This window comes from Rhodococcus sp. 05-339-2, assembly GCF_002258965.1.
In the GTDB taxonomy this organism is placed as follows: Bacteria; Actinomycetota; Actinomycetes; order Mycobacteriales; family Mycobacteriaceae; genus Rhodococcoides.
In genome coordinates, this window is the sequence record NZ_NOYW01000004.1 from 107,230 (window position 1) to 132,935 (window position 25,706).

Consider the following 25,706-nt stretch of genomic DNA (forward strand, 5'->3'; position numbering starts at 1 on the left):
GACCCACCTCACACATTCGAGAAGGAGTGCACGATGTTGGTGATACTCGGCTTCCTCATGGTAGCCGCCTTCATGTTCTTGATCCTGACCAAGAGAGCCACGCCCGTCGTCGCACTCACCCTCGTACCCGTCATCTTCGGTCTGCTGGCCGGCGCAGGGCTCGGCATCGGTGACATGATCACCGACGGCATCAAGTCGCTGGCCCCCACCGCGGCCCTACTGTTCTTCGCCATCATCTTCTTCGGCATCATGATCGACGTCGGATTGTTCGACCCACTGGTGCGCGGCATTCTGCGCCTGGTGCGCAACGATCCGATGAAACTCGTTGTCGGAACGGCCATTCTGGCCATGGTCGTCTCGCTCGACGGTGACGGCTCCACCACGTTCATCATCGTCACGTCCGCCCTGCTGCCGCTGTATCTCAAACTCGGTGTCAGCCCGGTCATTCTGACGGTCGTAGCCGGTCTCGCCAACGGCACGATGAACATCATTCCGTGGGGCGGCCCGACGGTTCGCGCTGCTTCCGCTCTCGGCATCTCCCCGTCCGACGTCTTCGTTCCGATGGTTCCTTCCATGATCGTCGGCCTGATCATCGTGCTGCTCTTCGCCGTTCACCTGGGTATCATGGAGCGCCGACGCATCGGCAAGCTGATCTACGAGCCCGAGTTGGTGGCCTCCGGTGGCGGCGGCAGTATCCGCAAGGGTGGCAAGGCAACCGGCGGTGCAGGCACCGGCGGATCGGACGACGGCGAATCGGGTCAGTTCTTCGACGGTCTCGACCCCAACCGCGACACCCTGCGCCCGAAGCTGCTGTGGTTCAACGCTGCTCTCACGGTCATCCTCCTCGTCATCCTCGTCATGGACATCCTGCCCATCCCGGTGCTGTTCATGATCGCTGCCTCCATTGCCCTGACGGTCAACTTCCCGAAGGTCAAGGAGCAGGGCGACGCGATCGCACGGCACTCGTCGTCCATCGTCTCGGTGGTCGCCATGGTGCTCGCCGCGGCAATTCTGACCGGCGTCTTCCAGGGCACCGGCATGGTCGAGGCCATGGCGGAGTGGCTGCTCAACGTCATCCCGTCCGGCATGGGCCCTTACCTGGCCGTCATCACCGGCATCCTGAGCATCCCGCTGACGTTCTTCATGACCAACGACGCCTTCTACTTCGGCATCCTGCCGGTGCTGACCGAGACCGCAGGCAAGTACGGCATCGACCCGGTCGAGATGGCCCGTGCCTCGATCACCGGTCAGCCCGTCCACCTGCAGAGCCCGCTGGTTCCGGCCATCCTGCTGCTGGTCACCCTCGCCGGAGTGTCGCTGGCCGATCACCACAAGAAGGTGCTGTGGCGAGCGGTGGTCGTCTCCCTCGCGATGCTTGCCGTCGGCATCGTCCTCGGCCAGATCCCGTTCGGCTGATCCCCCACCCCATCTCGCGTAGGAGAAACCGTCATGACTGTTGGCGTACTGCACAACAATTCACCCGAGGGCCGCGCAGCACTGGCGGCAGCCGTTCGAGAAGCACGCATCCGCGAGACGGACCTGGTCGTCCTGCACGCACTCTCCGGATCGGCCGAACCGTCCGCCGAGGCCGCCGAGACGCAGGCCGTGTCCACGTCGGTGGAGACCGCTCTGACCGACATCGACCACGCCGACGCGGTCTCCTGGACCGTGGCAGTGGGTAGGCCCGACCCCGACGCCGTCAACACACTGCTGACCCTGGTGGAGGAGCAGAAGTCGGAGATCCTGGTGGTGGGTTCGCGGCACCGCTCGGCGGTCGGAAAGTTCCTGATGGGACAGACCATTCAGCGTCTGCTCCTCGAGATCCCGGTCCCGGTTCTGCTGGTCAAGTCCGGAGCATGAGTGCTCCCACACCGATGAGACGAGTACTGGGGTACAGCCTCCGATGGATCGGCCTCGCGGCCGTATCCGTCGGGGGCTGGGCCCTTTTCGCGACTCTGGGTCTGACGGCACCGTCGCTGTTCGCCGCACTTGTCGTCGCCGTTGTCTTCGCGCTGACCGGCCTCGGTCCGGCTGCCGTCCCCCGTCCGGCATCGATGGCGGCGCAGGGCACACTGGCGGTGACGATCGGGTTGATGCTCGACACCGACACACTGGGTGCGTTGGGCGAGAACTGGATTCCCGCAGTTCTCGTCGGTGCGGGGACACTGGTCGTCAGTGCAGGCTGTGGCGCGCTGCTGGCTCTGCATCGCGATGTCGACCCGGTCACCGGAGCGCTGTCCCTGATTGCCGGTGGCGCAACGGGTCTGGTGTCCATCGCCCGAGAACTCGGCGGGGACGAGCGCATCGTCGCGGTGGTCCAGTACCTACGCGTCGCACTCGTGGTGGTCACGATGCCGCTGATCGTCACGTTCGCGTTCCATACCGACACCGGTGGTGGGACAGCATCGTCCGAGCGTTTGACGACGCCCTGGTACATCGGTACCGCCTTTCTGATCGCTGCCGTCATCGCCGGAATCGTTCTCGCTCGGATCATCCGACTGCCCGCGCCCGCCACCCTCGGACCACTGATCGTCGCCGGCACCTGCGAACTGCTCGGCTGGCCGGTCGACATCTCGGTACCCGCCGTGCTGCTGCCGGTGGCGTTCATCGTCATCGGATGGCAGGCGGGGCTCGCCTTCACCGTCTCCAGCCTGCGGGCGATCGGTCGCATCTTCCCGTGGGCTGCACTGCTGGTCGTATCGATCGGGGTGATCTGCGCATTGTTCGGCTGGGCACTGTCTGCGATCACCGGAGTCAGCACGCTCACCGGCTACCTCGCGACCACGCCCGGTGGATTGGCCGCCGTGCTGGCCGTGTCCGCGACGACGGGATCGGACGTCACCTTCGTCGCGTGCGTTCAGGTGATTCGGTTGGTGTCGATGCTCGTCGCCGCGCCACTCGCTGCAGCCGCGTACACGAAGCTGGCCGACCGCAAGAAGGCCGCAACGGCACGCGAATCAACCGTCGGCGCGGGGTAATTCGACTCGGAAGGTCGCGCCCTGCCCCGGGGCGCTCTGCACTGTCACAGTTCCGCTGTGCGCCGCGACCAGGGCCGCCACGATCGACAGACCGAGCCCGCTGCCCCCGCTCTCGCGTGTGCGCGAGGAGTCGGCTCGATAGAAGCGCTCGAAGACGTGTGCGGCCTCTTCCTTGCCCAGACCGGGTCCGGTGTCCTGTACTTCGAGCAGCACCGACGACTGGGTGGTCCCGACGCACACGGTGATCGACGCGGATTCCGGCGTGTGCCGTACGGCGTTTCCGACGAGGTTCGCGAGCACCTGACGCAGCCGCGCGTCGTCGCCGCGGACTTCGGGTATTCCCGGCCCGGCCAACACTTTCAGGGAGATGTCCCGCGTGGGCGAGACGGCCTTGGCGTCGTGCACGGCATCGGCGGCGACGGTCAGCAGGTCGACGCGCCGCATGTCCAGAGGTCGTTGCGCGTCGAGGCGCGCGAGCATCAACAGGTCTTCGACGAGCAGGCCCATGCGCGCCGACTCGCCCTCGATTCGATTCATCAGCAGCGAGATGTCACTCATCGCACCCTGTCGGTACAGCTCGGCGAACCCGCGAATGGTCGTCAGCGGTGTTCGTAATTCGTGGCTGGCATCGGCGACGAAGCGGCGCATTCGATCCTCGGATGCGCGCGCGGCCTCCTCGGAGGCGGCAGTGGCCGCGAACGCACGCTGAATTTGCGAGAGCATGCCGTTCAGGGCCGCCGACAACCGGCCCACCTCGGTCTTCTCACTCCACTCGGGAACTCGACGGTGGAGGTCTCCGGCGGCGATGGCCGCGGCGGTGGTCTCCACCTCACGCAACGGTCGCAGGCTGCGCCGCACCACGAAGTAGGCGATCACGGCCAGTGCCAGCAACACGGCTGCGCCGATGTAGAACTGGAGTACCACGAGTCTGCTGACGGTCTGCTGATTGGCGCTCAGCGACATTCCGACGGTGGTGGAGCCCTCGTTGTTGGTCACCGTGATCACCCGCCACTGCTTCGACGGGTCGCCCTCGGAACCGACGGTTTTCGGGGCCGCCGACGGCGTGCCCGACAGATCCGGAACATCCTCTGTCACATCGTTGATCGGGCCGCGCACGGTACCGTCGTCGGCGACGAAACGAACGTAGAAGTTGGACGGCGGGCGACTTGGATTGGGCTCGTCGACCGGGAAGGGCGGGCGTTCGTTACCCGGCCTGGCCCAGCCCACGGACGCCTCGATCAGTTGTTGATCGAGACGACGCATCAACGACGTCTCGAGCGAGGAGGTCACGGCAATCCCCGAAGCCAACAGGCCGAGACCGACCAGGAGCAACAGCGCGGCGACCAAGGTGAAGCGCAGCGGCAGACTTCGAATCCGACCTCGAATGCCCGTCACCGTGGCTGGCGCATGACGTAGCCGACGCCCCGCAACGTGTGGATCAATCGGGTGTCGCCCGTATCGACCTTGCGGCGCAGATAGGACACGTACGACTCCACCACTCCCACTTCTCCGCCGAAGTCGTAGTGCCACACGTGATCGAGAATTCGCGGCTTGCTCAGTACCGTTCCCGCGTTGACCATGAAGTACCGCAGCAGTGTGAATTCGGTGGGCGAGAGCGAGACCGGCTCTCCCGCCTTCCAGACCTCGTGGGTGTCGTCGTCGAGTTCGATGTCCGCGAACGCAACTCGGGAGGGCTGCGCGTCCTCGCTCTTGCCCGAACGGCGCAGGATCACCCGGAGTCGGGCCACCACCTCCTCGAGCGAGAACGGCTTGGTCACGTAGTCGTCCGCACCGAGGGTCAGCCCGGTCACCTTGTCCTCCACGGAGTCTCGTGCGGTCAGGAACAGTGCGGGCGCATCGATTCCGTCCGCCCGCAGCCGACGCAGCAGACCGAAGCCGTCCATGCCGGGCATCATCACGTCGAGAATGAGAGCCTCGGGCCTGAAGTTGCGGGCCTTGTCCAATGCCTCGGGGCCGGACGACGCCGTCGCCACCTCGAATCCCTGGTACCTGAGGCTGACCGACAGCAGTTCGACGATCGTCGGTTCGTCGTCGACGATCAGGACTCGGGCCTCGGGTGTCTCGCTCACGGTGTCCATCATCGCGCGAGATGCTGCCCGTTCGCTGGACTCTCGCTGTGAGGTTGCTGTGAGCCCCCGACGAGGAGGCATGATGGCAGCACCATGGTCGACGCGAACCCGGGCACCCGCACCAGGGTTCGACCTCCCGTGTCATCCATGCACGTATTCGCAACTCTGCTCGTGTTGGGCATCGCGTTCGGTGCCGACGTGGCCCGGTGGGTCGACTCGTCGCCTGCACTGCGGACCGGAGCGACGGTGTTCACCGGGATCTTCGTGCAGGCGACGCCGTTCCTGGTGCTCGGAGTGCTCGTCAGCGGAGGCATCGCCGCCTTCGTCTCGCCCGCGGTGCTGCAGAAGGTGGTGCCGAAGAACGCCACCGCTGCCGTCGGAATGAGCGGACTCGCGGGAATGGCGTTGCCCGGTTGCGAGTGCGGTGCCGTTCCCGTTTCGCGCCGGCTGATGGATCAGGGTGTTCCGACGTCTGCAGCCCTGGCGTTTCTGCTCTCGGCACCGGCGATCAACCCCGTCGTCCTGGTCTCCACCGCGGTGGCCTTTCCCGGCGAGCCGGCGATGGTTCTGGCACGGTTCTTCGGCTCGCTCGCCACCGCTCTGGTGATGGGCCGGCTGTGGACAAGGTTCGGCAAGGCCGAGTGGATCACCGCTCGCCTCGCCGATCGCGAACACCGGCACGGCACCTCGAAGTGGGAGACGTTCCGAGAGTCCGCGCGTACGGACCTGCTGCAGGCCGGAGCCTTTCTCGTGTTCGGAGCAGCGGCCGCCGCGTTGCTGCATCTGGTGGTCCCCGACTGGGTGTTCGCCCATCTCGCCGGCCAGTTGTTGCTGTCGATCCTGGTGATGGCCGTCCTCGCGGTGGCCCTGGCGCTGTGCTCGGAGGCCGACGCGTTCGTCGCGGCGAGCATGTCGATGCTGCCGCTGCTGCCGCGGCTGGTCTTCCTGGTGGTGGGACCAGCTGTCGACGTCAAGCTGATGGCGATGCAGACGGGCAGCTTCGGACGCGGCTTCGTGGCTCGCTTCGCTCCCCTGACCTTCGTCGTGGCGATCGTGTGCGCCTCGGTGAGCGGCTACGTGTTCCTGGGTATGCGATGAGACGCGAGGTACAGAATCTGCTGCTGCTGCTCCTCGGCGGAGCCACGGTCAAGATCTCGTTGGACGGAAGCTTTGTGCGATACGTCAAACCGTCACTGCATCCGTATCTGCTGACCGCCGGGGTGTTGATCGCCGCCCTGGCGATCGCGTCGATCGTCGCCGACATCCGCCGCGGTGGGCCCGGAGACGACGGACACGACCATGATTCGCGACCGTACTGGCTGCTGCTGGTCCCGCTCGCGGTCATCCTGTTCGTCGCACCGCCCGCGCTGGGAGTCTCGGCAGTGGGTGATCGATCCGTCACCTCGGCGGCCGATCGTCAGAGGACGGCGTTTCCACCCCTGCCGGACGAGTACGTGCCCGAGGTTCCACTGCTCGATGTCGTACAACGCGCGGTCAGGGACACCGAAGGCAGCCTCGAGGGACGGGAGATTCGCGTCACCGGATTCGCGGTCGCCACCGCGAACGGAGGCTCGCCGCGCGCCGACGGCACGAGAGAGGGCCTCGACCTCGCCCGCATTCTCATCATCTGTTGCGCGGCCGACGCCAGATCCGTTCGCATCCATCTCGACGCAGGTAGCGCGGCTCTCGACGACATTCCGGACGGCACCTGGCTGGAGATCTCGGGGACGGTCGACGCGGCGACCGCGACCGAGGACACGTCGTTCACACCCACGATGACGGTGTCGGCGGTCGCGCGGATCGAGGCACCGGCGAACACGTACGCCTACTGACGCCATGGCCACCGTGCACACGAATTGGTACGATCGTACAAGTCACTTCCGACAATCGGACGAGCGCACCGTACCCGAACAGCGACAAGACGGTGCAAGGAGTGATTTCTCATGGCTTGGCTGATTCTCGTCGTCTCCGGCGTCCTCGAAGCGATCTGGGCAACCGCACTCGGTAAGTCCGAGGGCTTCACCAAACTCGGACCGTCCGTCGTATTCGGCGTCGCGGTGGTGCTCAGCATGATCGGCCTCGCGATCGCGATGCGATCGTTGCCCACCGGCACCGCCTACGCCGTCTGGGTGGGAATCGGTGCCACCCTCACCGTCACGTACGCCATGATCACCGGTGCCGAATCCGCCTCGCTGCTCAAGGTTGCGCTTCTGGTCGGCATCGTCGGATGCGTCGTCGGACTGAAGGTTCTTCACTGATTTTCCGGGCTACGAGCAGTTACAGTAAAACGATGAATTGGGTGTCAGCGATCACACTGCCCGCGCACGCCGGAATTGCCATCGCCGAACAGGCGATCGGCGTCGCGGAGGTCGCTCTGGCGACCACCAGGATGGCCTTGGCCACCGGTGCGTCCGGCACCGCAGGTGTCGCCTCGCTCGCCAACCCGCGCGGCGGCACGATGCAACTGCTGGCCCAGCTCGGCCAGCTCACCTCCGACGACCGCGCCCTGGGCAACGCCCTCAAGGAAGGCGGGCCACTCGATCGCCTGCTCGCCCAGGGTGGCGTCGTGGACCGCCTCACCTCCGAGGACGGCACCCTCGAGCGGCTGCTGTCCCCTGGCGGCCCGGTCGAGCGAATCCTGGCTCCCGGCGGACCCCTGGACCGGCTGCTCGCCGAGGACGGACCGCTCGAACGACTGCTCGCCGAGGGCGGTCTGCTGGACCGCATCACCGCCACCAACGGACCGCTGGAACGACTGACGGCCAAGGACGGTCCGCTCGAGGTGCTCACGCGTCAGGACGGCCTCATCGAACGCGCCATCGCCGAGGAGGGCATCCTCGAAACGCTCCTCGCCGAGGACGGAGCCATCGAGCGACTGACCGCCAAGGGTGGCCCGCTCGATCAGTTGGTCAAGCTCTCGGAGACGTTGACGTCGGTGGCCCCCAACATCGAGCGGATGAGCATCTCGATCGACATCCTGCAGGATTCCGTCGAGATCCTCTCGGCCGCGGTACATCCGCTGGGAGAGCTGGTCGGGCGACTTCCGAGTCGGTGGCTCAAGAGCGGTAAGCAGTCGGTGCACGAACTGCACTGACCCGTCCGACGGGTACGTCCCGGGTCGTCTCGAGTCGGCCGATGTTAGCGCTCACACTGGTCACGTGGGTGCGAAAAAGAAATCTTTGACAATGCCGATGTTATCGCTCACACTTTCGTCTTGATGTGATGCGAACCACACGGGACACCCCGGCGGACCCCGCTTCACGGTCTACTCCACTACGCAGGGAGAAACGATGAAGTTTCGACACCTATCCATCGCCGCAGCCGCGGTGGCGCTCACCCTCACGCTCGGCGCGTGTGGATCGAGCACCAAGACCGCGGACCAGGCTCCGGCCGAAGGCGGAAGCACGGCGGGCGCCCTGATCGGCGTCACGATGCCGACGAAGTCCTCGGCTCGATGGATCGCCGACGGCGACAACCTCAAGAGCGCGCTGGAGGGGCAGGGCTACAAGGTCGATCTGCAGTACGCCGAGAACGACATTCCCACCCAGGTGAACCAGATCGAGAACCAGATCACCCAGGGCGCAAAGCTTCTCATCGTGGCCTCCGTGGACGGCACCGCCATCACCACCCAGCTGCAGGAAGCCAAGGACAACGGCATCGGCGTCATCGCCTACGACCGCCTCATCCGTAACTCGCCCAACGTCGACTACTACGCGACGTTCGACAACTACAAGGTCGGCGTCGACCAGGCCACGTCGCTTCTCGTCGGTCTCGGCCTGAAGAACGAGGACGGCACCGACAAGGCCGATGCCCCGGCCGGCCCGTTGAACATCGAGGTCTTCGCCGGTTCGCCCGACGACAACAACGCCACCTTCTTCTTCGACGGTGCCATGGACACCCTGAAGCCATACCTGGACAAGGGAACTCTGAAGATCGGCAGCGGCGAGTCCGATTTCGAGACGGCTGCGACACTGCGCTGGGATCCGGCCACCGCCCAGAAGCGCATGGAGGATCTGCTCACCAAGACGTATTCCTCCGGCCAGAAGGTGCAGGGCGTGCTCTCGCCGTACGACGGCTTGTCCATCGGCATCCTCTCCGCACTCAAGAGCAACGGATACGGAACAGCAGGGCAGCCGTACCCGATCGTCACCGGACAGGACGCCGAGGTGCCGTCCGTGAAGTCCATCATCGCCGGTGAGCAGTACTCCACGATCTACAAGGACACCCGTCAGCTGGCCGAGGTCACGATCGCGATGGCTCAGGCCATGCTCGACGGTCAGACGCCCGAGACCAACAACACCACCGATTACGACAACGGCGACAAGGTCGTTCCCGCGTACCTGCTGCAGCCCGAGATCGTCTACAAGGACAACTACGAGAAGCTGCTGGTCGAGGGTGGCTACTACACCGAGGATCAGTTGAAGTGAGTTCGGCGATGACGAGCCCGATCCTGGAGATGCGTGGCATCACCAAGACCTTTCCCGGCGTCAAGGCTCTACAGGACGTCACTCTCTCGGTGAATCGCGGCGAAATCCACGCGATCTGCGGCGAGAACGGCGCAGGCAAGTCGACGCTCATGAAGGTGTTGTCGGGTGTGTACCCACACGACACCTTCGACGGCGACATCGTGTTCGACGGTAAGCCGTGCGAGTTCTCCGACATCCGGGGCAGCGAGGCCGAGGGCATCGTCATCATCCATCAGGAACTCGCACTGAGTCCGTACCTCTCGATCGCCGAGAACATCTTTCTCGGCAACGAGCGGTCCACGCGCGGGTTCATCGACTGGAACCGCACCAATTCCGAGGCCGCAGCCCTACTGAACCGGGTAGGGCTGCGGGAGAACCCCGTCAGCGTCGTCAGCGACCTCGGTGTCGGCAAGCAGCAGCTCGTCGAGATCGCGAAGGCGTTGTCCAAGGACGTGACGCTGCTGATTCTCGACGAACCGACTGCGGCACTGAACGATTCGGATTCCGCTCACCTCCTCGACCTGCTACGCGGTCTGCGGGACGAGGGCATCACGTGCGTGATCATCTCGCACAAGCTCAACGAGATCGCGGCCATCGCGGACCGGACGACGATCATCCGTGACGGCCGGACCATCAAGACCCTGGATATGCGAGACCCGGACGTCACCGAGGATCGCATCATCTCGCTCATGGTCGGCCGCGATCTCGAGCACCGGTTTCCGCCGCACGAATCGACCGTGGGAGAGGAAGTTCTGCGTATCGAGGACTGGACCGTGCACAGTCCGACGCAGCACGGCCGGACCGTTGTCGACAAGGCTAATCTCAGTCTGCGCCGCGGGGAGATCGTCGGTCTTGCCGGCTTGATGGGTGCCGGACGCACCGAGTTGGCCATGAGCGTCTTCGGCCGAAGCTACGGCATCGACATCTCGGGGCGACTGTACAAGTACGGCAAGGAAATTCACGTCAAGTCGGTCAACGATGCCATCCATCACGGGATCGCCTACGCCACCGAGGACCGAAAGCGGTACGGCCTCAATCTGATCGACGACATCAAGCGCAACATCTCCACCGCCGCCCTGGACAAGCTGGTGACGGGAGGCTTCGTCGACGACAACCAGGAGTTCAAGGTCGCCGAGGGTTTCCGCAAGAGCATGAACATCAAGGCACCGAACGTGGCCGCCGTGGTCGGCAAACTCTCCGGCGGCAATCAGCAGAAGGTCGTGTTGAGCAAATGGATCTTCAGCGATCCCGATGTGCTCATTCTCGACGAACCGACACGAGGAATCGACGTCGGCGCGAAGTTCGAAATCTATTCGATCATCAACGATCTCGCCGACGCCGGGAAGGCGGTCCTGGTGATCTCCTCCGAGCTCCCCGAACTGCTCGGGCTGTGCGACCGGATCTACGCACTGTCGGCAGGCCGTATCACCGGTGAGGTCACTCGCGAGGACGCGACCCAGGAATCGCTCATGCATCTCATGACCCGTGGAACAGGAGTACTTCGATGAATCAGTTGTCGACCGTGCGGGGGTTGCTCACGCGCAACCTTCGCCAGAGCGGAATCTTCATCGCCTTCGCGCTGATCATCGTCCTGTTCACCGTGCTGACGGGCGGTCAGCTTCTGGTGCCGCAGAACATCAGCAACATGGTGGTGCAGAACTCGTACATCCTCATCCTGGCCATCGGCATGGTCGTGATCATCATCGCGGGCCACATCGACCTGTCCGTCGGCTCGGTCGTCGCGGCCACCGGTGCCATCGCCGGTGTCCTCATGGTTCAACAGAACGTGCCGTGGCCACTGGCGGTGCTGATCACGTTGATCGTCGGCGGCCTGATCGGCGCCTGGCAGGGCTATTGGGTCGCGTACTTCGGCATACCGGCGTTCATCGTGACGCTGGCAGGCATGCTCGTCTTCCGCGCAGTCACTCTCATCGTTCTCGGCAACCAGGGCATCGGGCCGTTCCCCGGACCGGTGCGCACACTGTCCAACGGCTTCCTGCCCGGCTTCCTGGGCAACGTGGGACTCGGACCACTGGGTGGGGCTGACATCTTCACGTTGCTCGTCGCGATCCTGGCCGTCGTCGGAATCGTGTTCGGCCAGTGGCGATCTCGCACCGGTCGGCAGAAGTACGGCCAGACCGTGGACGCACTGCCGCTGTTCCTGATCAAGATGGCCTTCGCCGCCGCTCTCGTACTCGCCATCGCGGTGCAGCTGGCTCGCTTCAAGAACCTGCCGTACGTACTGATCCTGCTCGCCGTGCTGGTGATGGGCTACTCCACCCTCGCAGGCAAGACGGTGTTCGGTCGGCACGTCTACGCCATCGGCGGAAACATCCACGCTGCCTCGCTGTCCGGCATCAAGGTCAAGCCGGTCACCTTCTGGATCTTCGTCAACATGGGCGTCCTCTCGGCCCTGGCCGGAATCATCTTCGCCGGTCGCCTCAACCAGGCCGGACCCACCGCAGGCAACGGCTTCGAGCTCGACGCCATCGCAGCGGCCTTCATCGGCGGCGCAGCAGTCCAGGGCGGCGTCGGCCGCATCGTCGGCGCACTCACCGGCGGGCTGATCATCGCCGTGATCAACAGTGGAATGTCGCTCATCGGCTCACCCAGTGAGCGCGTTCAGCTGGTCAAGGGCCTGGTCCTGCTCGCGGCGGTTGCGTTCGACATCTGGACCAAGCGTCGAGCAGCGAGCGGCAAGGGCAACAAGGGCGACAAAGCCGCGCCCCCGAGCAGCTATCTCGGTGTGCCCGTGCCCGCCGAGATGTTCACCGGTGCCGAGCAGGGCAAGCCTGCGCCCACCACGACCGGCACGGCGGTGAACACACCCACCTGACGTGCATGTTCGCGGGCGCCGAGGGACCCGGCATGCTGTGATTGTCTTCGACGACGCGAGAGGAGCAGCACGACGATGACGCCGACACGCGGACCAGCCATGACCGATGTCGCCCGGCTCGCAGGTGTGTCCCACCAGACCGTCTCTCGCGTCATCAACGGTCACCCCAACGTGACCGAGGCGACGCGAACGAAAGTGGATCGGGCGATCTCGGAGCTCGGATACCGCCCCAACACCGCCGCTCGTGCTCTGGTGACCGGCCGCAGCAAGACCATCGGAATCGTCGGCACCGGAAACGCTCTGTACGGCCCGGTCTCGACCCTCTACAGCGTCGAATACGCAGCACGCCACGCCGGCTACTCGGTGGTGGTCGCCGTCCCCACCTCCTTCGACGAATCGGCGATCATCACCTGCGTGCGCCGGTTGCAGAAGCAGGGCGTCGACGGCGTGGTCGTCATCGCGCCACTGCGCACCGACGGCGGCGACATCGCCGATCTGGCCGGGGAGCTGCCGCTGGTGGCCGTCGAGGGTTCGCCCGCCGGCGATCTGGCCGTGGTCTCGGTCGATCAGATCGCCGGAGCCAAGGCCGCAACCGCGCACCTGCTCTCGCTCGGGCACCGCGCCGTGTGGCACGTTGCCGGGCCGCTGGGGTGGTACGAGGCCACCGATCGCGTCACCGGGTGGCGGATGGCCCACGAGGATGCCGGCGTGGAGCCACCGCCCACTCTCGGCGGCGACTGGACCGCGAGATCGGGGTTCGAGGCCGGCAGCGAACTGGCCGGGAACGCCGACGTCACCGCGGTGTTCGCAGGCAACGACTCCATGGCGCTCGGGGTGCTTCGCGCACTGGACGCCCACGGGAGGCGAGTGCCGCAGGACGTCAGTGTGGTCGGCTTCGACGACGTTCCCGACGCGGAATTCTTCTCGCCGCCCCTGACCACCATCCGCCAGGAGTTCACCGACGTAGGCATCCGGAGCGTCGAGATTCTGCTCGACCAGATCGACACCGGAAATCGAAGCACCATGCGTTCGAGCATCGAACCGAGCCTGGTGATCAGGTCGAGCACCGGTGCGGCACGTGCATGAAACTTCGTAGCCTGCTACGAATTTCCGCTCACGTGCGGCGAAGCCGCTCTCACATGCGCAGCTGCAGTTCCACCAACAGGCGAGCATCGGAATCGCCGAGATCGAGGTCCAGGATCTGCTCGACGCGGCGAATGCGGTAGCGCAGGGTGTTCGGGTGGATGTGCAGTCGCTCGGCGGCCGCCCGAACGTCACCGAAACACGCCAGGTACGACTCGAGGCTCTCGCGCATTCTGGAGTCGTTGGTCGCGTCGTATCGGTCGAGGGCGGTGATGCGCGGGTCTCGTAGCTGTTCGTGATTGGCGATCAGTTCCAGGATTTCGCCCAGCAGCACGGAGGTTCTCGACTCCTCGAGCGTCGTGACCCGCACCTCGCCGGTGGTGCCGTCGAGCACTCGGTCGACCTCGAATCTGGCCACGGCCACCCCGTCGAGATCGGCGATCGGTGCGGCGACCGCAGCGCGCAACGCCAGCGAGGTGCGCGTCTCGATTCGCCCGACCGCATCGGCGGTCCACGCCGCGATCCCCGTGCCCGACGCCACCCCGGGAAACAGTGCGTAGATTCTCTCACCGATGGTGGTGACCAACGAGTCACGGCGAAAAGCGCTGGCGTGCAATCGGATAGACGGTGCCAAGGTGCTGATCTCGAATTCCCCGCAGGCAGCGAATCCGACGACCGCCGCCGATCCCGAGGTGGGGATCGACAGTGCCGACGCGAGCGACGGGACGTCGACACCGCCGCCCCGTGCACCGAGCAGGCGCTGAATCTGCAGGGCCTCGTTGGTCGGGGCGTTCGCGATGCGGGTGATCAGTCGAGCCGCGACGGCCGAGGCACCGCGCAGTACCGCGTCGGCGTCGGCGGCGAGCGGGGCGGCACCCTCCTGCACCCAGATCGTCCCGAGAGTCGTCGCGCTCCCGTGGATGCGACGTATCCCGACCGCGAGGCGTCGCCGAATACCCAGTTCGGTGTCGGCCGGTACGTCGATCACGTCGTCGGTGCGGCGGAGTCGATCGAACACACCTCGCTCGTGCAGTCTGCGCAGGTAGTCGGCCGGACCTTCGCGTCCGAGGATCGACAGGGTCCGCAGTTCGTCGGCCGCGTCGTCGGATGCCGAGTAGGCCAACACATGTGAGCGCTCGTCCTCGATGCTCACCATGCCTTTCGTCAGCGACGCCACCGTCTGCGCGAGTTCGTAGAGATCGGTATCGGCTCCGAACAGTCCGTCGTCGGAGCTCTGGGCACGGACCTGGTCGAGAACTCCCCGCATCATCGACAGCAACAGCTCCCACCGTGTCTGCTGGTGCACCGCGACCAGTGCGATACCTGCCTCCCGCGCACCGTAGGACAGCGCAGTCGAGGCGCCGACCTTGGTCAGCACCGCGAGCGGTCGATCCGCCACCGGGCGCAACGCGAGATCGTCGAACCACCGCACCACGTCGGCCTCGGTCACGCCCACCAGCAGCGTCAGATCGGAGGATGCTCCCGGAGGCAGCCGCAGGTCGTCGGCATCGAGCAGCGCGACGGACTCGACCTCCATATCCGTTCCTACCGGCGCGAGGACGAGTTCGACGACGGCGCTGTGCAGCGAGGTCAGCATCGAACGCAGCGACACAGTGTTGGCCATACGGACAAGTAGATCACCAATTCTTTGGCCGATGGGCTGATTGAACGAGGTGCGGATCGGACTTCAATGAGCAGCACACACCGAAGACGAGGAGCAGCCATGGACGCCGTCACATCCGTCCCCACCCCCATCAACGAGCCGGTCAACACCTACGCCCCCGGAAGCCCGGAACGTGCCCGCTTGCGCAGCCGATTGGACGAGCTCCGTAGTTCCCCCGTCGAGATCCGTCAGGTCATCGGCGGCATTCACCGAGAGGCCGACGGCCCGCGCGAGAACGTCGTCGAACCGCACAGACACTCGTCGGTCATCGGTAGCTTCACCGGTGCCACCCACCGGGACGTGCGCGACGCCATCGATGCTGCGACGGCAGCGGCCCCCGCGTGGCGCGAGCTTCCCTTCGACGAGCGCGCCGCGGTGTTCCTGCGAGCCGCCGATCTGCTGTCCGGTCCGTGGCGCGAAAGAATCGCTGCGGCAACGATGCTCGGTCAGTCCAAGTCGGCCTACCAGGCGGAGATCGACGCACCCTGCGAGCTGATCGACTTCTGGCGGTTCAACGTCGCGTTCGCCCGACAGATTCTCGCCGAGCAGCCGGTCTCGGCACAGGGAGTGTGGAATCGCGTCGAATACCGGCCGCTCGAAGGCTTCGTCTACGCCATCACCCCGTTCAACTTCACCGCCATCGCAGGCAATCTGCCCACCGCACCTGCGCTGATGGGCAACACCGTGCTGTGGAAGCCCTCGCCCACGCAGGCCGTCGCCGCGTATCTGACGCTCCAGCTGCTCGAAGCCGCAGGCCTTCCACCCGGGGTGATCAATCTGGTTCTCGGTGACGGACCGATGGTTTCCGAAGTGGCCCTTGCCGATCCACGGCTGGCCGGTATCCACTTCACCGGGTCCACCGCGACATTCCAGACGCTGTGGCGCGAGGTGGGCAACAACATCTCGAACTACCACTCGTATCCACGGCTCGTGGGTGAGACCGGCGGCAAGGACTTCGTCGTCGCGCACAGCTCCGCCGATCCGGATGTGCTGACCACCGCCATGATTCGCGGTGCCTTCGACTTCCAGGGTCAGAAATGCTCGGCAGCGTCGAGGGCCTTCGTACCGAAGTCGCTGTGGGCTTCGATGGGCGACGGGTTCATCGAGCAGGTCTCGGCACTGAAGTACGGCGACGTGACCGACCTGTCCAACTACGGTGGTGCCGTCATCGACCGAAAGGCGTTCGACCGCAACGCAGCTGCTCTCGATCGAGCGAAGTCCGTTCCCGGCCTGACCATCGCCGCCGGTGGTACCTGCGACGACTCGGAGGGGTACTTCGTCTCCCCCACGGTGCTACTCGGGGACGACCCCACCGACGAGGCCTTCACCACCGAGTACTTCGGGCCGATCCTGGCCGTGCACGTCTACGACGACAGCAGGCCGGACGCCTATGCCGAGACACTGCGCACCGTCGACACCGGATCGAAGTACGCGTTGACCGGAGCGATCATCGCCACCGATCGCACCGCCGTCGAACAAGCCCATGCGGCACTGCGATTCGCCGCAGGCAACTTCTACGTCAACGACAAACCGACCGGCGCGGTGGTGGGACAGCAACCGTTCGGCGGGGCCCGCGCGTCGGGAACCAACGACAAGGCGGGCTCACCGCAGAACCTGCTGCGGTGGACCTCGGCCCGCACCGTGAAGGAAACGTTCGTCCCGCCGACCACTCACGGCTACCCGCATCAGGAAGGCGAGGGCACGCGATGACCACCCTGCTGAGCAATCCGCTGCGTCCGGCCCTGCTCGCGGCTGCACGTTCACCCAAACTGCAGGCGACCGTGACACGTCTACGCGCCACCCGGTCCCTCGTCGACCGCTTCGTTGCGGGCGAATCCGAGCCCGCGGCCGTCAGCGCAGTCGACGCCCTGCTGGCGTCGGGCCGGTTCGTCTCGGTGGACTACCTCGGTGAGGACACCACCGACCGAGGCCAGGCGAAGGCAACCGTGGACGCCTATCTCTCACTTGTACAACGCTTTTCGACGCGAGAGGCCGATGCAACCGCGCTCGAGATATCACTCAAGCTGTCCGCACTCGGCCAGGGAATCGACCGGACTCTGGCGCTCGAGAACGCACGGACGATCTGTACGGCCGCCGCCGCGGCCGGGGTGTGGGTGACGGTCGATGCCGAGGACCACACCACCACCGATTCGACCCTGTCGATCGTCCGCGAACTACGCGTCGACTTCCCCGACCTGGGCACGGTGTTGCAGGCCTACCTGCGGCGCACCGAGGCCGACTGCCACGACCTGTCCGGGCCGAGATCTCGTATCCGACTGTGCAAAGGTGCGTACAACGAACCGTCGTCGGTGGCGTTCCAGGGTGCACGCGAGGTCTCCGACTCCTACCTCCGATGCCTGCAGATCCTGATGAACGGCCGCGGCTACCCCATGGTGGCCTCGCACGACCCGGAGATGCTCGAGGCGGCGGACAGGCTGGCGTCGGCTGCAGGACGGTCGTCCGAGGACTTCGAGTTCCAGATGCTGTACGGAATCCGCGATCCCGAACAGCGTCGACTCGTGGACGCGGGACGCAACGTACGCGTGTACGTCCCGTACGGATCGCAGTGGTACGGCTACTTCATGCGCAGGCTTGCCGAACGCCCCGCGAACCTGATGTTCTTCGCGCGATCGGTCCTCTCGCGCACCTGAGGGTGCACCGGAACTCACTCGCCGCACCACCGGGTCGCCGCACCACCGGGTCGCCGCACCACCCGGTCGCCGCACCACCTGGTCGCCGCACCACCTGGTCGCCGCACCACCCGGTCGCCGCACCACCCGGTCGCCCGCACCACCCGGTCCCCGCAAACGCGCGCGCGTTTGTCATCCGCGCGCAGAATCTCATCGTTTCGGAGGCGATTCCGCGCGCATTCGACGAATGCGCGCGCGTGTGCGGATCCCAGGAGTCGGCCGCGGCGTCCCGACGTGGATTAGGTTCTGCGACATCGGGGCACCCTGGCTGCATGGCAAATTACAGAGTTATCGATCCGCACGGAACCGTCGTCGAGACCAAGGACATCACCAGTTCCGAGGACGCGCACGCCTGGTTCAAGGACAGCCGCGCCGACAACGAGGAGTTGGGGTGGCGGCTCGAGGTCGAGCACGACGGCGAGTGGGCGTTCTTCAGCGACTCCGAAGGAACCAAAGACTAGTTCGCCTGTGCTGCAACAGTTTCGGACGATCCCGAACTTCGGTCACACCGTAGATCGGGGTCGTCCGATCTGTGAATCGGAGTGGTGCGATCGGGCCGAACGAACAGTGGGCAGCCCCTGAATCGGAGCTGCCCACCTCTTGTCGCGGCGGTGATCGCCGGAGTACTACCGGTCGTTCGAGGGACGAGCCGTCGGAATCGTGGACTCGAGGTCGGCGACCTGGATCAGACGTGAGACCGAGCGTCCTGCGACGATCGACCATGATGCGCCGATGCCTACCGTGTACTCACGGACTGCATCGAAGACTGTGAGACCTGCGATGCCGAAGAATTCGACATCGGACAGATCGAGAGTGACATGCCTTTTGCTGGACATGCGGCTGCAGACGAAATCGGAGAACATCGGCGCGCTGCGCATGTCGATGTCGCCGTGGACGGCGACGACGAGTGAACCGTCGGGGCCGTCGTGCGCGGTGAAGATTGCTCCGGTCGCTGCGACGGACACGGACTTCTCCGCGACAGTCACCGGGGTGGTTCGAACTTTGTTGCCTGAAGATTCAACACTCATGGCAGATCCCATCGATCGGTCGAACTGAGGGGGAAACCGATCGATGCAGCGGGAGCAGAATAGAGCCTGACCCGGACGCCGACTTCGCTGCGTTTCCCCGTGACCGGCTGTTAGCTCAACCAGCGCCAACCCTACGGCACTCGCACGCTCGGAGTCCAGCATCGATTCTGCGCAGGCCGTCCACCAGCGGTTCGAACATCGGACCAGGAACATTCGCTACGACCGGCGGCTGTCTCCCAGGTCGGCGTGGTGTACTCGCATGGCTCCGATGAGCGCTTCGAACACCCGATGCGCGGCGGCGAGATCGGCGTCGGGAAGGTCCGCCAACGCGGCGCTCGTGCGCCTGCCGAGGGGGCCGAAGAACCCGCGTGCAACCTCCATTCCGTGCTCGTCGTATCGCAGAATGACCTTGCGTCGATCGGATGCGTCGGATTCGCGGCGGATGTGCCCGGAGGTGATCATGCGTTCGACGAGGTAGGTCATCGCCGCCGACGACAGCCCCAACATCGTGCCCAGTTCCCCCGCCGTCAGCGGCGCACCCTCGACATCGGCAACCATGACGTGGAGCAGCGCGCGGAAGTCGTTGGGCCGCAGGCTGTGCAGAGCACCGAACACTTGGCCGATCTGTTCCGAGACCGACGACAGCGCTCGGAGATCCGCGGAGATCGCGGATTCGAGCTGGTTTCGGTCGGCCATGTCGGTGGTAACTCCTTCGCTGTGGTCATGGTCAGACTACTGCCCACAAGAGATTCAGTTGCTTAATATCTAAGTAAATGAGATTGTTTGTCACGTGGACAGCACTCGAACCGAGAACACCGCAGCCTGGGACCGCGTCGCCGCAGTCGTGACGCACCGTGGATCGTGGGCGATCGCGCTCGCCGTCCTCGTTCTGTCCGTCGCCGTGATGGGTCTGGTCGGCAGCAACGACTCCGCCGGCCAGTCACCGAACTCGTTGCCGACGTCGGCCGAGTCCTACCAGGTGGACGAGCTCCTCTCCCAGTTCCCCGACTCCGACACCGCACCCGTCATTCTGGTTCTGAGCCGCGCCGATGGCGGTGACCTCACACCGGCCGACATCGAGGACGCAGCTGCCGCGCAGAGCCGGTTGATCGCCGTGGATCGCTCGGTACCGGACGAGCCCGGCCCGCCCCCGATCGTCGCACCCGACGGCAAAGCTGCGATTGCGCTGGTTCAGGTCGATTCCGAGTTGTCGGGCTTCACCCTCAACGAACTGATCACCGAACTGCGGTCCGCAGCAACCGAGGGCCTGTCGCCCGATCTGACCGCTCAGGTCACCGGCGGACCGGCCTTCGGAGCCGACATCGCGAACTCGTTCTCCGGTGCCAACTTCACCCTTCTCGCCGTCACCGCGCTCGTGGTGGCCGTCCTGCTCATCGTCACCTACCGATCGCCCATCCTGTGGTTGGTGCCGTTGGCCGTCATCGGTTTCGCAGACCGATTCGCCACTACCGTCGGCACCGCGCTGGCCGAGGTCACCGGTCTGTCCTTCGACGGGTCCACGTCGGGAATCACCAGCGTGCTGGTCTTCGGTGCCGGCACCAACTATGCGCTGCTGTTGATCTCTCGGTACCGCGAGGAACTGCGGCGCGAGCCCGATCATCGCCTCGCCCTGCGCCACGCCGTTCGCCAGGCCGGGCCCGCCATCCTCGCCAGCAACGCCACCGTCGTCCTGGCGCTGCTGACCTTGCTCCTGGCAATATTGCCCAGCACCCGCAGCCTGGGCGCCCTGGCCGCCGCAGGCCTCGTCGTGGCAGCGGTGTTCGTACTGTTCGTACTGCCGCCCCTGCTGGCACTGTGTGGCCCGAAGCTGTTCTGGCCCTTCGTCCCCAAGGAGTCCGACCGTGACACCACCACGGAGGGCGTCTGGCACTCGATCGCGGCAGATGTTGCCCGACGCCCCGTGGCGACGGCCTCGGTGACCATCGTCGCGCTGCTGGCCTGCTGCGCGGCCTTGTTCGGAACGCAGATCGGACTCTCGCAGACCGAGCAGTTCCGTGTCACCGCCGAGTCCGTCGAAGGCTTCGACACTCTCTCGCAACACTTTCCGGCCGGATCCGCCGATCCGATGACGGTCCTGGCTCCCACCGCAGACATCGACGCAGTCATCGGCACCGCCCAGGGCATCGACGGTGTCGTGTCGGTCGATCGCGTCGCGGATTCCGACACCGGACTCACCCGCCTCTCGGTCGTCACCGATGCGGCCCCCGCATCGGACGAGTCGTTCGCCGTGGTACAGGACCTGCGCGCCGCACTCGCTGGCGTGGACCGCGCACAGGTCGGCGGCAGCGACGCCAAGGCACTCGACACATCCGACGCAGCCGCCCGCGATCGCCTCGTGGTCATCCCCGCGATCCTCGCGGTCGTGCTCGCCGTGCTCCTGGTACTGCTGCGTGCCCTCGTCGCACCCGTGATCCTGGTTGCCACAACGGTATTGAGTGCAGTAGCAGCGATCGGAATCGGCAGCTGGGTGAGCCTGCACGTCTTCGGCTTCCCCGCCCTCGACGACAACACCCCGCTGTTCGCGTTCCTGTTCCTGGTCGCGCTCGGTGTGGACTACACCATCTTCCTGGTCACTCGCACCCGCGAGGAGACGCCTCGGCACGGCACCGGATCGGCCATCGTGCGCGCCGTCTCGGCCACCGGCGGTGTCATCACGAGCGCGGGAATCGTTCTGGCAGCAGTCTTCTGCGTGCTCGGCGTCCTGCCCCTGATCACCCTGACCCAACTCGGCATCATCGTCGGACTCGGCATTCTGCTCGATACCTTCGTGGTGCGCACCGTCGTGATTCCCGCCCTGTTCACCCTCATCGGCCCGAAAATCTGGTGGCCGAACAGAATCGATTCCAGCGAGACCGTAACCACAACCGCAACACAAGGAGCGAATTGATGAACATCCGTACCGCACTCGGACGCACCGCAATTGCCGGAGTATTGGCCGCAGGCGCACTGCTGACCGCGGCCCCGGCTCAGGCGCAGCCGGTCGGTCCACTGGGATCGGTCGGCCTGGAGCCGCTGGCTCCGATCCCGTCACTCGATGTCGATCGCTACCTGGGCACCTGGAACCAGGTTGCCGCGGTGCCACAGCCGTTCAACCTGATCTGCGCTCGTGACACCCAGGCGAACTACCAGATGATCGACGAAACCAACATTCGCGTCGAGAACACCTGCACCACCTGGACCGGCGGCGAGAACCGCATCGTCGGAAACGCCAGGGTCAACGACACCGTCACCAATGCCCAACTGCATGTGAGCTTCCCGGGGGTGCCCACCCAGGAGAGCCTCGACGGTCCGACCAACTACATCGTCGCCTACATTGCCGACGACTACTCGTGGGCGTTCGTCGGAAGCCCCAACCGCACGTCCGGATTCGTGCTCAAGCGCACGCCCGACGTCAGCGTCGAGCAGTTCCGTGAGATCCGCGGCGTCGTCGAATCGCTGGGTTACGACTCGAACTTCATCACCACGACACCCACCCCGGGTGGCGCGACGACCATTCAGCAGCTCTCGACGGTGTAAGTGCGGCGGAGCCGCAGTGGTGCGGTTGTGTGCCGTGGAGGGCGCACAACCGCACCACTGCCGGAGGCACTCAGCTCGCGGACAGGATCGAGATCGCGAAGATCAAGCTGTCGCCCGGCTCGATTCCGGCTGCCGGATTGCCGGTCGCGTATCCATCGGCCGAGGTGACCGCCACGGCGACGGTCGAGCCGACGGTCTGTCCGGCGATGGCCTTCTGGAAGCCGGCGACGACTCCGTCCAGTGGAAATTCGATCGGTGCACCCCGCTCGAAGCTGCTGTCGAACGTCTCTCCGGTACGTCCGTTGACGCCCACGTAGCAGACCGAGACCTCGGCGTCGGACGCGATGACCGGCCCGTCCCCCGCTGCCAACGTTTCGACCTGGGTTTCGGCGACGCTGAACGGGGTGTCGACGGTGACCGCGGGCGCGGCGGTGTCGGTGGATCCGACGACGGCGATGCTGCCCGAGTCCCCGTCGAGGGTCCAGTCGGGGGTGGCCGCGGCGTCGGGTGCCGCTGTGGGGCAGGTGCTCGCGGCGGCCGGGGCACCGGCGGCGGACGAAGCCGAGGACGCGGACGTCGCCGAGGACGAGGCGTCGGAGTCCGAGCTGCACGCACCCGTCAGCAGGACGAGCGAGACGGAGGCGGCCAGGAACATGGTGCGCGTGTAGGAGTGATTCACCGCGCCCACGCTACAAGTACCGCCCCCGATGCCCGTCACACTGCGGCGCGGAGTACTTCTGCGGCCGGAGTGGATGCTCGACCGATCAGGGCCTGCAGATCGCCGGAGTCGGTGTCGAGCTCGCCGCGCGCGATTCCCGCATCTGCGCTGGCCAACATGGTTGCCACGAAGTCGGGCAGTCCTGCGCCCTGGAGAATCGCGGCGTACTCGGACTCGGAAACGTCCTTGTAGGCGATCGACTTGCCGGAGATCTCGCCGATGACGGCCGCGAGCTCGGCGTAGGTGAGGCGTTCGTCGCCACCGAGCTCGTAGATCTTTCCGCCCTGATCGTCGAGCGTCAGCACGGCGGCGGCCGCGTGCGCGAAGTCGACGCGGGACGCGGCGGCCAGCTTGCCGTTTCCTGCCGCGCCGAGGAGCACTCCGCCCTCGATGGTCTGCGCGAGCGAGCCGAGGTAGTTCTCCCAGTACCAGCCGTTGCGCAGGAAAACCGCGGGAATGCCGGACGCGGCGAGGCGTTCCTCGGTGGCCTTGTGCTCGGGCGCGAGGCTCACTCCGGATGTATCGGCGGCCAGCAGGCTCGTGTAGGCGATGAGGCCGACTCCGGCTGTCTCGGCTGCCTCGATCACGTTGGTGTGCTGTGCAATTCGCTGACCTACCTCCGAACCCGAGACGAGCAGCAGCTTGTCGACGCCTGCGAGAGCTGCCGTCATCGCGGCCGAATCGGAGTAGTCGGCAACCCGAACCACGACGCCGCGTTCGGCCAGTGGCGAAGCCTTGTCTGCGTTTCGGACCACCGCCACGATCTCGGCGGGTGCAACGCCACGCTCGATGAGTGCGTCGACGACGAGGCCGCCGAGGTTGCCCGTTGCTCCGGTTACCGCTGTGGTCATGATCGAGCTCCTGAGGTTGAGGTTTCAAGTACTCACCCACTATGCACTTACTTTTCGTGCAGTGCAACCCCCATGGTCATCACTATGCCTTTCGCATGCGCTAGCATGGAGGTATGTCCGAGGCCACCGAATCACTCGAAGCGTCCGTCTTCGCGCGGGACTGTGCGTCGAGGCAGACGTTGCAGAACGCCACCAGCAGGTGGGGCGTGCTCGCGCTCGCGGCGCTCACCGAGGGTGATTACCGGTTCAATGCGTTGCGCCGACGCGTCGACGGCGTCAGCGAACGCATGCTCTCGCAAACTCTGCAGACCCTGGAACGGGATGGTCTCGTGATTCGCACCGTGCAGGGGACCATTCCGCCCAAGGTGGAGTACAGCCTCACCCCGCTGGGACGCGAAGTCGGTACCCGATTGAGCGATCTGATCGAACTCATCGAGGGCAACATGCCCACCGTCCTCGAATCACGCGCCGAACACGACACTCGCTGATCGACCGAGCTCACCCGGGTGGCGTCCCAGGCACCACTCGTTGCCCTCGGGGTCGAGGAGCACCTGAAAGGATCCCGCCTTGTCGGAGTGCCGGTCGCCGAACACCGACGCACCCATCGCAATAGCCTGCTCGACAGCAACGTCGATGCTCGGCACGTCGACGTCGAGATGGAGTCGATTTTTGACCGACTTGCCCTCCGGGACCCGCTGAAACGCCAGCCGGGTGAAGCCGGGAACGTCGACGTAATGCCAGCGGTCGTCGCGTACTGCGGGTTTCCCACCGAGCACGCCGGCCCAGAATTGCGCGAGCAACGCCGGATCCGAGCAGTCGAAAACGACCTCATCGATACGTCCGATCATCAAGCAATCGTAGGGACCGACCACACTCCTCAACACTGTTACCTCAGCGTTATTCTAACGAGATGTTTTCGAGATATTGCCGAACCCCCGCTGCGCCCGGGCGGGTCGAGACTCGATGTCAGGGAGTCGGGTCCCCAGTAACACGGCCCAGCGACCGTCACGCTCGGCACACCGGTGCCGACGCACCGATCTCGGGAGGCATTCACCATGTTCCACACCAAGAGGATTGTCGGCGGAGCCGCAGCATTCGGATTCGCCTGCGCGTTCGCGGCACTGGTACCCGGCACCGCATCAGCAGCGCCGGTCGCCTGCACCACCGCCCCGGGAGGGGCGGATATCGCTGCGATCCTCGGAGGATCGCAGTGCGACAGCTCCGCAGACGTCGCGAGTGCGGCGGCCGGCCTCGGCCTCGAGGGGTGGGGTTCGGCCGAAGCAATGAACAATGCCGCAGCCCTTGCACTCGGACTGAACGGTGGAACCGCAGTCAGCAACGGCAGTTTCGGTGGTGCGCCTGCAGCGATCGCATTCGGCCCCGGTGCCGTGGCACAGAACACGGCAGCCGGCCTCGGGCTCTCCATCGCTGTGGCAGCACCGGGCTCCACCGTCACCCTCACCCCGACCGGCGCGGTGTGCGACGGTGCCGGAATCGCGGGCAGCTTCACCACCCTGCAGGGCTGCATCGGCTGACGTGCGCCACGGGGGGCGAGTGCGCGATATGGATGTCACCGACGGCCGCGTGATCTAGAGTCTGAATGACCCACAGTCTCGGTCACCCACAGTCTCGGAATGCGAGTCGGCAACGACCCGCTGAACAAGGAGTTCGACGGCAATGATGTCCTACCTGCTCTACGACGTTCTGCTCCCCCAACTCGGCCACGACGTCGCGTCGTACTGGGCACACCTGCTGGTTGTCGCCCC

The 25,706-nt window shown here is 65.5% G+C and carries 26 protein-coding genes and 1 riboswitch; of the genes, 18 read left to right on the top strand and 8 right to left on the bottom strand.

All coding sequences use genetic code 11. From position 1 onward, the window contains the following. Nucleotides 1-33 precede the first annotated feature (33 nt). Genes CH273_RS01510 through CH273_RS01520 form a run of 3 tightly spaced genes read left to right on the top strand, consistent with a single transcriptional unit; the run spans nucleotide 34 to nucleotide 2,978 of the window. A complete protein-coding gene (locus CH273_RS01510) occupies nucleotides 34-1,416 on the top strand; it encodes a CitMHS family transporter (RefSeq protein ID WP_032395959.1) in 1,383 nt (460 codons plus the stop codon). A 33-nt stretch (nucleotides 1,417-1,449) separates the two neighbouring features. Next, the gene (locus CH273_RS01515) at nucleotides 1,450-1,860 is read left to right on the top strand and encodes a universal stress protein (RefSeq protein WP_032395960.1); all 411 of its coding nucleotides are present in this window, start codon (nucleotides 1,450-1,452) and stop codon (nucleotides 1,858-1,860) included. After that, a complete protein-coding gene (locus CH273_RS01520; RefSeq protein ID WP_032395961.1) occupies nucleotides 1,857-2,978 on the top strand; it encodes an AbrB family transcriptional regulator in 1,122 nt (373 codons plus the stop codon). The genes CH273_RS01515 and CH273_RS01520 overlap by 4 nt, the downstream gene beginning before the upstream one ends. On the opposite strand, the gene CH273_RS01525 is transcribed toward CH273_RS01520, so the two are convergent. Together CH273_RS01525 and CH273_RS01530 are read right to left on the bottom strand one after the other, a co-directional pair. Further along, on the bottom strand, nucleotides 2,958-4,343 hold the full coding sequence (locus CH273_RS01525; protein WP_052049787.1) for a sensor histidine kinase: 1,386 nt from the start codon (nucleotides 4,341-4,343) through the stop codon (nucleotides 2,958-2,960). The two genes, CH273_RS01520 and CH273_RS01525, sit on opposite strands and share 21 nt — an antisense overlap. A gap of 26 nt (nucleotides 4,344-4,369) precedes the next feature. After that, nucleotides 4,370-5,077: a response regulator transcription factor gene (locus tag CH273_RS01530; RefSeq protein WP_032396315.1), complete on the bottom strand. Its 708-nt coding sequence runs from the start codon at nucleotides 5,075-5,077 to the stop codon at nucleotides 4,370-4,372. A gap of 138 nt (nucleotides 5,078-5,215) precedes the next feature. On the opposite strand from CH273_RS01530, the gene CH273_RS01535 reads away from it, so the two are divergent. The 8 genes from CH273_RS01535 to CH273_RS01570 all read left to right on the top strand — a co-directional run bounded on the left by CH273_RS01535 (nucleotide 5,216) and on the right by CH273_RS01570 (nucleotide 13,456). Further along, nucleotides 5,216-6,166 (top strand): permease, encoded by a 951-nt coding sequence (locus CH273_RS01535; RefSeq protein ID WP_230596840.1) that lies wholly within the window; start codon nucleotides 5,216-5,218, stop codon nucleotides 6,164-6,166. Then, nucleotides 6,163-6,900, top strand: coding sequence for a TIGR03943 family putative permease subunit (locus tag CH273_RS01540; RefSeq protein ID WP_032395963.1), 738 nt, complete (start codon nucleotides 6,163-6,165; stop codon nucleotides 6,898-6,900). Before CH273_RS01535 ends, CH273_RS01540 begins: the two co-directional genes overlap by 4 nt. A 36-nt stretch (nucleotides 6,901-6,936) precedes the next feature. Continuing rightward, a riboswitch (guanidine-III (ykkC-III) riboswitch) is annotated at nucleotides 6,937-6,999 on the top strand. A 12-nt stretch (nucleotides 7,000-7,011) separates the two neighbouring features. Further along, complete coding sequence (locus CH273_RS01545; RefSeq protein ID WP_032395964.1) at nucleotides 7,012-7,326, top strand: DMT family transporter; 315 nt, start codon at nucleotides 7,012-7,014, stop codon at nucleotides 7,324-7,326. Between the two features lie 32 nt (nucleotides 7,327-7,358). Then, the gene (locus tag CH273_RS01550; RefSeq protein ID WP_032395965.1) at nucleotides 7,359-8,162 is read left to right on the top strand and encodes a hypothetical protein; all 804 of its coding nucleotides are present in this window, start codon (nucleotides 7,359-7,361) and stop codon (nucleotides 8,160-8,162) included. Between the two features lie 196 nt (nucleotides 8,163-8,358). Continuing rightward, a complete protein-coding gene (gene chvE / locus CH273_RS01555) occupies nucleotides 8,359-9,495 on the top strand; it encodes a multiple monosaccharide ABC transporter substrate-binding protein (protein ID WP_032395966.1) in 1,137 nt (378 codons plus the stop codon). Between the two features lie 8 nt (nucleotides 9,496-9,503). Further along, nucleotides 9,504-11,042: a multiple monosaccharide ABC transporter ATP-binding protein gene (gene mmsA / locus CH273_RS01560; RefSeq protein ID WP_032396316.1), complete on the top strand. Its 1,539-nt coding sequence runs from the start codon at nucleotides 9,504-9,506 to the stop codon at nucleotides 11,040-11,042. After that, on the top strand, nucleotides 11,039-12,370 hold the full coding sequence (gene mmsB / locus CH273_RS01565; RefSeq protein WP_032395967.1) for a multiple monosaccharide ABC transporter permease: 1,332 nt from the start codon (nucleotides 11,039-11,041) through the stop codon (nucleotides 12,368-12,370). Before mmsA ends, mmsB begins: the two co-directional genes overlap by 4 nt. Nucleotides 12,371-12,445: 75 nt before the next feature. Continuing rightward, a complete protein-coding gene (locus CH273_RS01570) occupies nucleotides 12,446-13,456 on the top strand; it encodes a LacI family DNA-binding transcriptional regulator (RefSeq protein WP_032395968.1) in 1,011 nt (336 codons plus the stop codon). 49 nt (nucleotides 13,457-13,505) lie between these two features. Here CH273_RS01570 and CH273_RS01575 read toward each other — a convergent pair whose 3' ends face one another. Continuing rightward, nucleotides 13,506-15,077, bottom strand: coding sequence for a PucR family transcriptional regulator (locus tag CH273_RS01575; protein WP_032395969.1), 1,572 nt, complete (start codon nucleotides 15,075-15,077; stop codon nucleotides 13,506-13,508). A 99-nt stretch (nucleotides 15,078-15,176) separates the two neighbouring features. Between CH273_RS01575 and pruA the strand changes: the two genes are divergently transcribed. The 3 genes from pruA (at nucleotide 15,177) to CH273_RS01590 (ending at nucleotide 18,267) form a co-directional block, all read left to right on the top strand. Then, nucleotides 15,177-16,826 carry an L-glutamate gamma-semialdehyde dehydrogenase gene (gene pruA / locus CH273_RS01580; protein WP_032395970.1) on the top strand — a complete coding sequence of 550 codons (1,650 nt, stop codon included), beginning with the start codon at nucleotides 15,177-15,179 and terminating at the stop codon, nucleotides 16,824-16,826. After that, entirely contained in the window at nucleotides 16,823-17,767 is a 945-nt protein-coding gene (locus tag CH273_RS01585) for a proline dehydrogenase family protein (protein ID WP_032395971.1), read from the top strand. The genes pruA and CH273_RS01585 overlap by 4 nt, the downstream gene beginning before the upstream one ends. A gap of 311 nt (nucleotides 17,768-18,078) precedes the next feature. Next, a complete protein-coding gene (locus CH273_RS01590; RefSeq protein WP_032395972.1) occupies nucleotides 18,079-18,267 on the top strand; it encodes a hypothetical protein in 189 nt (62 codons plus the stop codon). Between the two features lie 165 nt (nucleotides 18,268-18,432). Here the strand turns inward: CH273_RS01590 and CH273_RS01595 are convergent, their stop codons facing one another. Then, nucleotides 18,433-18,771 (bottom strand): STAS domain-containing protein, encoded by a 339-nt coding sequence (locus CH273_RS01595; protein WP_230596842.1) that lies wholly within the window; start codon nucleotides 18,769-18,771, stop codon nucleotides 18,433-18,435. A gap of 279 nt (nucleotides 18,772-19,050) precedes the next feature. Then, complete coding sequence (locus tag CH273_RS01600; protein WP_032395973.1) at nucleotides 19,051-19,530, bottom strand: MarR family winged helix-turn-helix transcriptional regulator; 480 nt, start codon at nucleotides 19,528-19,530, stop codon at nucleotides 19,051-19,053. Between the two features lie 208 nt (nucleotides 19,531-19,738). Here CH273_RS01600 and CH273_RS01605 point away from each other — a divergent pair, with 208 nt between their 5' ends. Together CH273_RS01605 and CH273_RS01610 are read left to right on the top strand one after the other, a co-directional pair. Next, on the top strand, nucleotides 19,739-21,742 hold the full coding sequence (locus CH273_RS01605; RefSeq protein ID WP_052049789.1) for an MMPL family transporter: 2,004 nt from the start codon (nucleotides 19,739-19,741) through the stop codon (nucleotides 21,740-21,742). Next, nucleotides 21,742-22,371, top strand: coding sequence for a lipocalin family protein (locus CH273_RS01610; protein ID WP_052049652.1), 630 nt, complete (start codon nucleotides 21,742-21,744; stop codon nucleotides 22,369-22,371). Before CH273_RS01605 ends, CH273_RS01610 begins: the two co-directional genes overlap by 1 nt. 70 nt (nucleotides 22,372-22,441) lie before the next feature. Here CH273_RS01610 and CH273_RS01615 read toward each other — a convergent pair whose 3' ends face one another. Together CH273_RS01615 and CH273_RS01620 are read right to left on the bottom strand one after the other, a co-directional pair. After that, nucleotides 22,442-23,026 carry an FKBP-type peptidyl-prolyl cis-trans isomerase gene (locus tag CH273_RS01615; protein ID WP_032396320.1) on the bottom strand — a complete coding sequence of 195 codons (585 nt, stop codon included), beginning with the start codon at nucleotides 23,024-23,026 and terminating at the stop codon, nucleotides 22,442-22,444. Between the two features lie 59 nt (nucleotides 23,027-23,085). Continuing rightward, the gene (locus CH273_RS01620) at nucleotides 23,086-23,940 is read right to left on the bottom strand and encodes an SDR family oxidoreductase (protein ID WP_032395974.1); all 855 of its coding nucleotides are present in this window, start codon (nucleotides 23,938-23,940) and stop codon (nucleotides 23,086-23,088) included. Between the two features lie 113 nt (nucleotides 23,941-24,053). Here CH273_RS01620 and CH273_RS01625 point away from each other — a divergent pair, with 113 nt between their 5' ends. Next, entirely contained in the window at nucleotides 24,054-24,428 is a 375-nt protein-coding gene (locus CH273_RS01625) for a winged helix-turn-helix transcriptional regulator (RefSeq protein WP_032395975.1), read from the top strand. On the opposite strand, the gene CH273_RS01630 is transcribed toward CH273_RS01625, so the two are convergent. Beyond that, nucleotides 24,402-24,788 (bottom strand): VOC family protein, encoded by a 387-nt coding sequence (locus CH273_RS01630; RefSeq protein ID WP_052049791.1) that lies wholly within the window; start codon nucleotides 24,786-24,788, stop codon nucleotides 24,402-24,404. The two genes, CH273_RS01625 and CH273_RS01630, sit on opposite strands and share 27 nt — an antisense overlap. A 207-nt stretch (nucleotides 24,789-24,995) precedes the next feature. Between CH273_RS01630 and CH273_RS01635 the strand changes: the two genes are divergently transcribed. Then, nucleotides 24,996-25,475: a DUF6764 family protein gene (locus CH273_RS01635; protein ID WP_032395976.1), complete on the top strand. Its 480-nt coding sequence runs from the start codon at nucleotides 24,996-24,998 to the stop codon at nucleotides 25,473-25,475. Nucleotides 25,476-25,706 lie beyond the last annotated feature (231 nt).

Bases quoted from the DNA above. Each gene is read 5' to 3' on its own strand.
- CH273_RS01515 (WP_032395960.1), top strand. From the start codon at position 1,450: ATGACTGTTGGCGTACTGCACAACAATTCACCCGAGGGCCGCGCAGCA.
- CH273_RS01520 (WP_032395961.1), top strand. From the start codon at position 1,857: ATGAGTGCTCCCACACCGATGAGACGAGTACTGGGGTACAGCCTCCGA.
- CH273_RS01630 (WP_052049791.1), bottom strand. From the start codon at position 24,788: ATGATCGGACGTATCGATGAGGTCGTTTTCGACTGCTCGGATCCGGCG.
- CH273_RS01590 (WP_032395972.1), top strand. From the start codon at position 18,079: ATGGCAAATTACAGAGTTATCGATCCGCACGGAACCGTCGTCGAGACC.
- mmsA (WP_032396316.1), top strand. From the start codon at position 9,504: ATGACGAGCCCGATCCTGGAGATGCGTGGCATCACCAAGACCTTTCCC.
- CH273_RS01575 (WP_032395969.1), bottom strand. From the start codon at position 15,077: ATGGCCAACACTGTGTCGCTGCGTTCGATGCTGACCTCGCTGCACAGC.
- CH273_RS01635 (WP_032395976.1), top strand. From the start codon at position 24,996: ATGTTCCACACCAAGAGGATTGTCGGCGGAGCCGCAGCATTCGGATTC.
- CH273_RS01510 (WP_032395959.1), top strand. From the start codon at position 34: ATGTTGGTGATACTCGGCTTCCTCATGGTAGCCGCCTTCATGTTCTTG.
- CH273_RS01540 (WP_032395963.1), top strand. From the start codon at position 6,163: ATGAGACGCGAGGTACAGAATCTGCTGCTGCTGCTCCTCGGCGGAGCC.
- CH273_RS01600 (WP_032395973.1), bottom strand. From the start codon at position 19,530: ATGGCCGACCGAAACCAGCTCGAATCCGCGATCTCCGCGGATCTCCGA.
- CH273_RS01625 (WP_032395975.1), top strand. From the start codon at position 24,054: ATGTCCGAGGCCACCGAATCACTCGAAGCGTCCGTCTTCGCGCGGGAC.
- CH273_RS01605 (WP_052049789.1), top strand. From the start codon at position 19,739: ATGGGTCTGGTCGGCAGCAACGACTCCGCCGGCCAGTCACCGAACTCG.
- CH273_RS01615 (WP_032396320.1), bottom strand. From the start codon at position 23,026: ATGTTCCTGGCCGCCTCCGTCTCGCTCGTCCTGCTGACGGGTGCGTGC.
- CH273_RS01585 (WP_032395971.1), top strand. From the start codon at position 16,823: ATGACCACCCTGCTGAGCAATCCGCTGCGTCCGGCCCTGCTCGCGGCT.
- CH273_RS01550 (WP_032395965.1), top strand. From the start codon at position 7,359: ATGAATTGGGTGTCAGCGATCACACTGCCCGCGCACGCCGGAATTGCC.
- mmsB (WP_032395967.1), top strand. From the start codon at position 11,039: ATGAATCAGTTGTCGACCGTGCGGGGGTTGCTCACGCGCAACCTTCGC.
- CH273_RS01530 (WP_032396315.1), bottom strand. From the start codon at position 5,077: ATGGACACCGTGAGCGAGACACCCGAGGCCCGAGTCCTGATCGTCGAC.
- CH273_RS01545 (WP_032395964.1), top strand. From the start codon at position 7,012: ATGGCTTGGCTGATTCTCGTCGTCTCCGGCGTCCTCGAAGCGATCTGG.
- CH273_RS01620 (WP_032395974.1), bottom strand. From the start codon at position 23,940: ATGACCACAGCGGTAACCGGAGCAACGGGCAACCTCGGCGGCCTCGTC.
- CH273_RS01535 (WP_230596840.1), top strand. From the start codon at position 5,216: ATGCACGTATTCGCAACTCTGCTCGTGTTGGGCATCGCGTTCGGTGCC.
- pruA (WP_032395970.1), top strand. From the start codon at position 15,177: ATGGACGCCGTCACATCCGTCCCCACCCCCATCAACGAGCCGGTCAAC.
- chvE (WP_032395966.1), top strand. From the start codon at position 8,359: ATGAAGTTTCGACACCTATCCATCGCCGCAGCCGCGGTGGCGCTCACC.
- CH273_RS01610 (WP_052049652.1), top strand. From the start codon at position 21,742: ATGAACATCCGTACCGCACTCGGACGCACCGCAATTGCCGGAGTATTG.
- CH273_RS01570 (WP_032395968.1), top strand. From the start codon at position 12,446: ATGACGCCGACACGCGGACCAGCCATGACCGATGTCGCCCGGCTCGCA.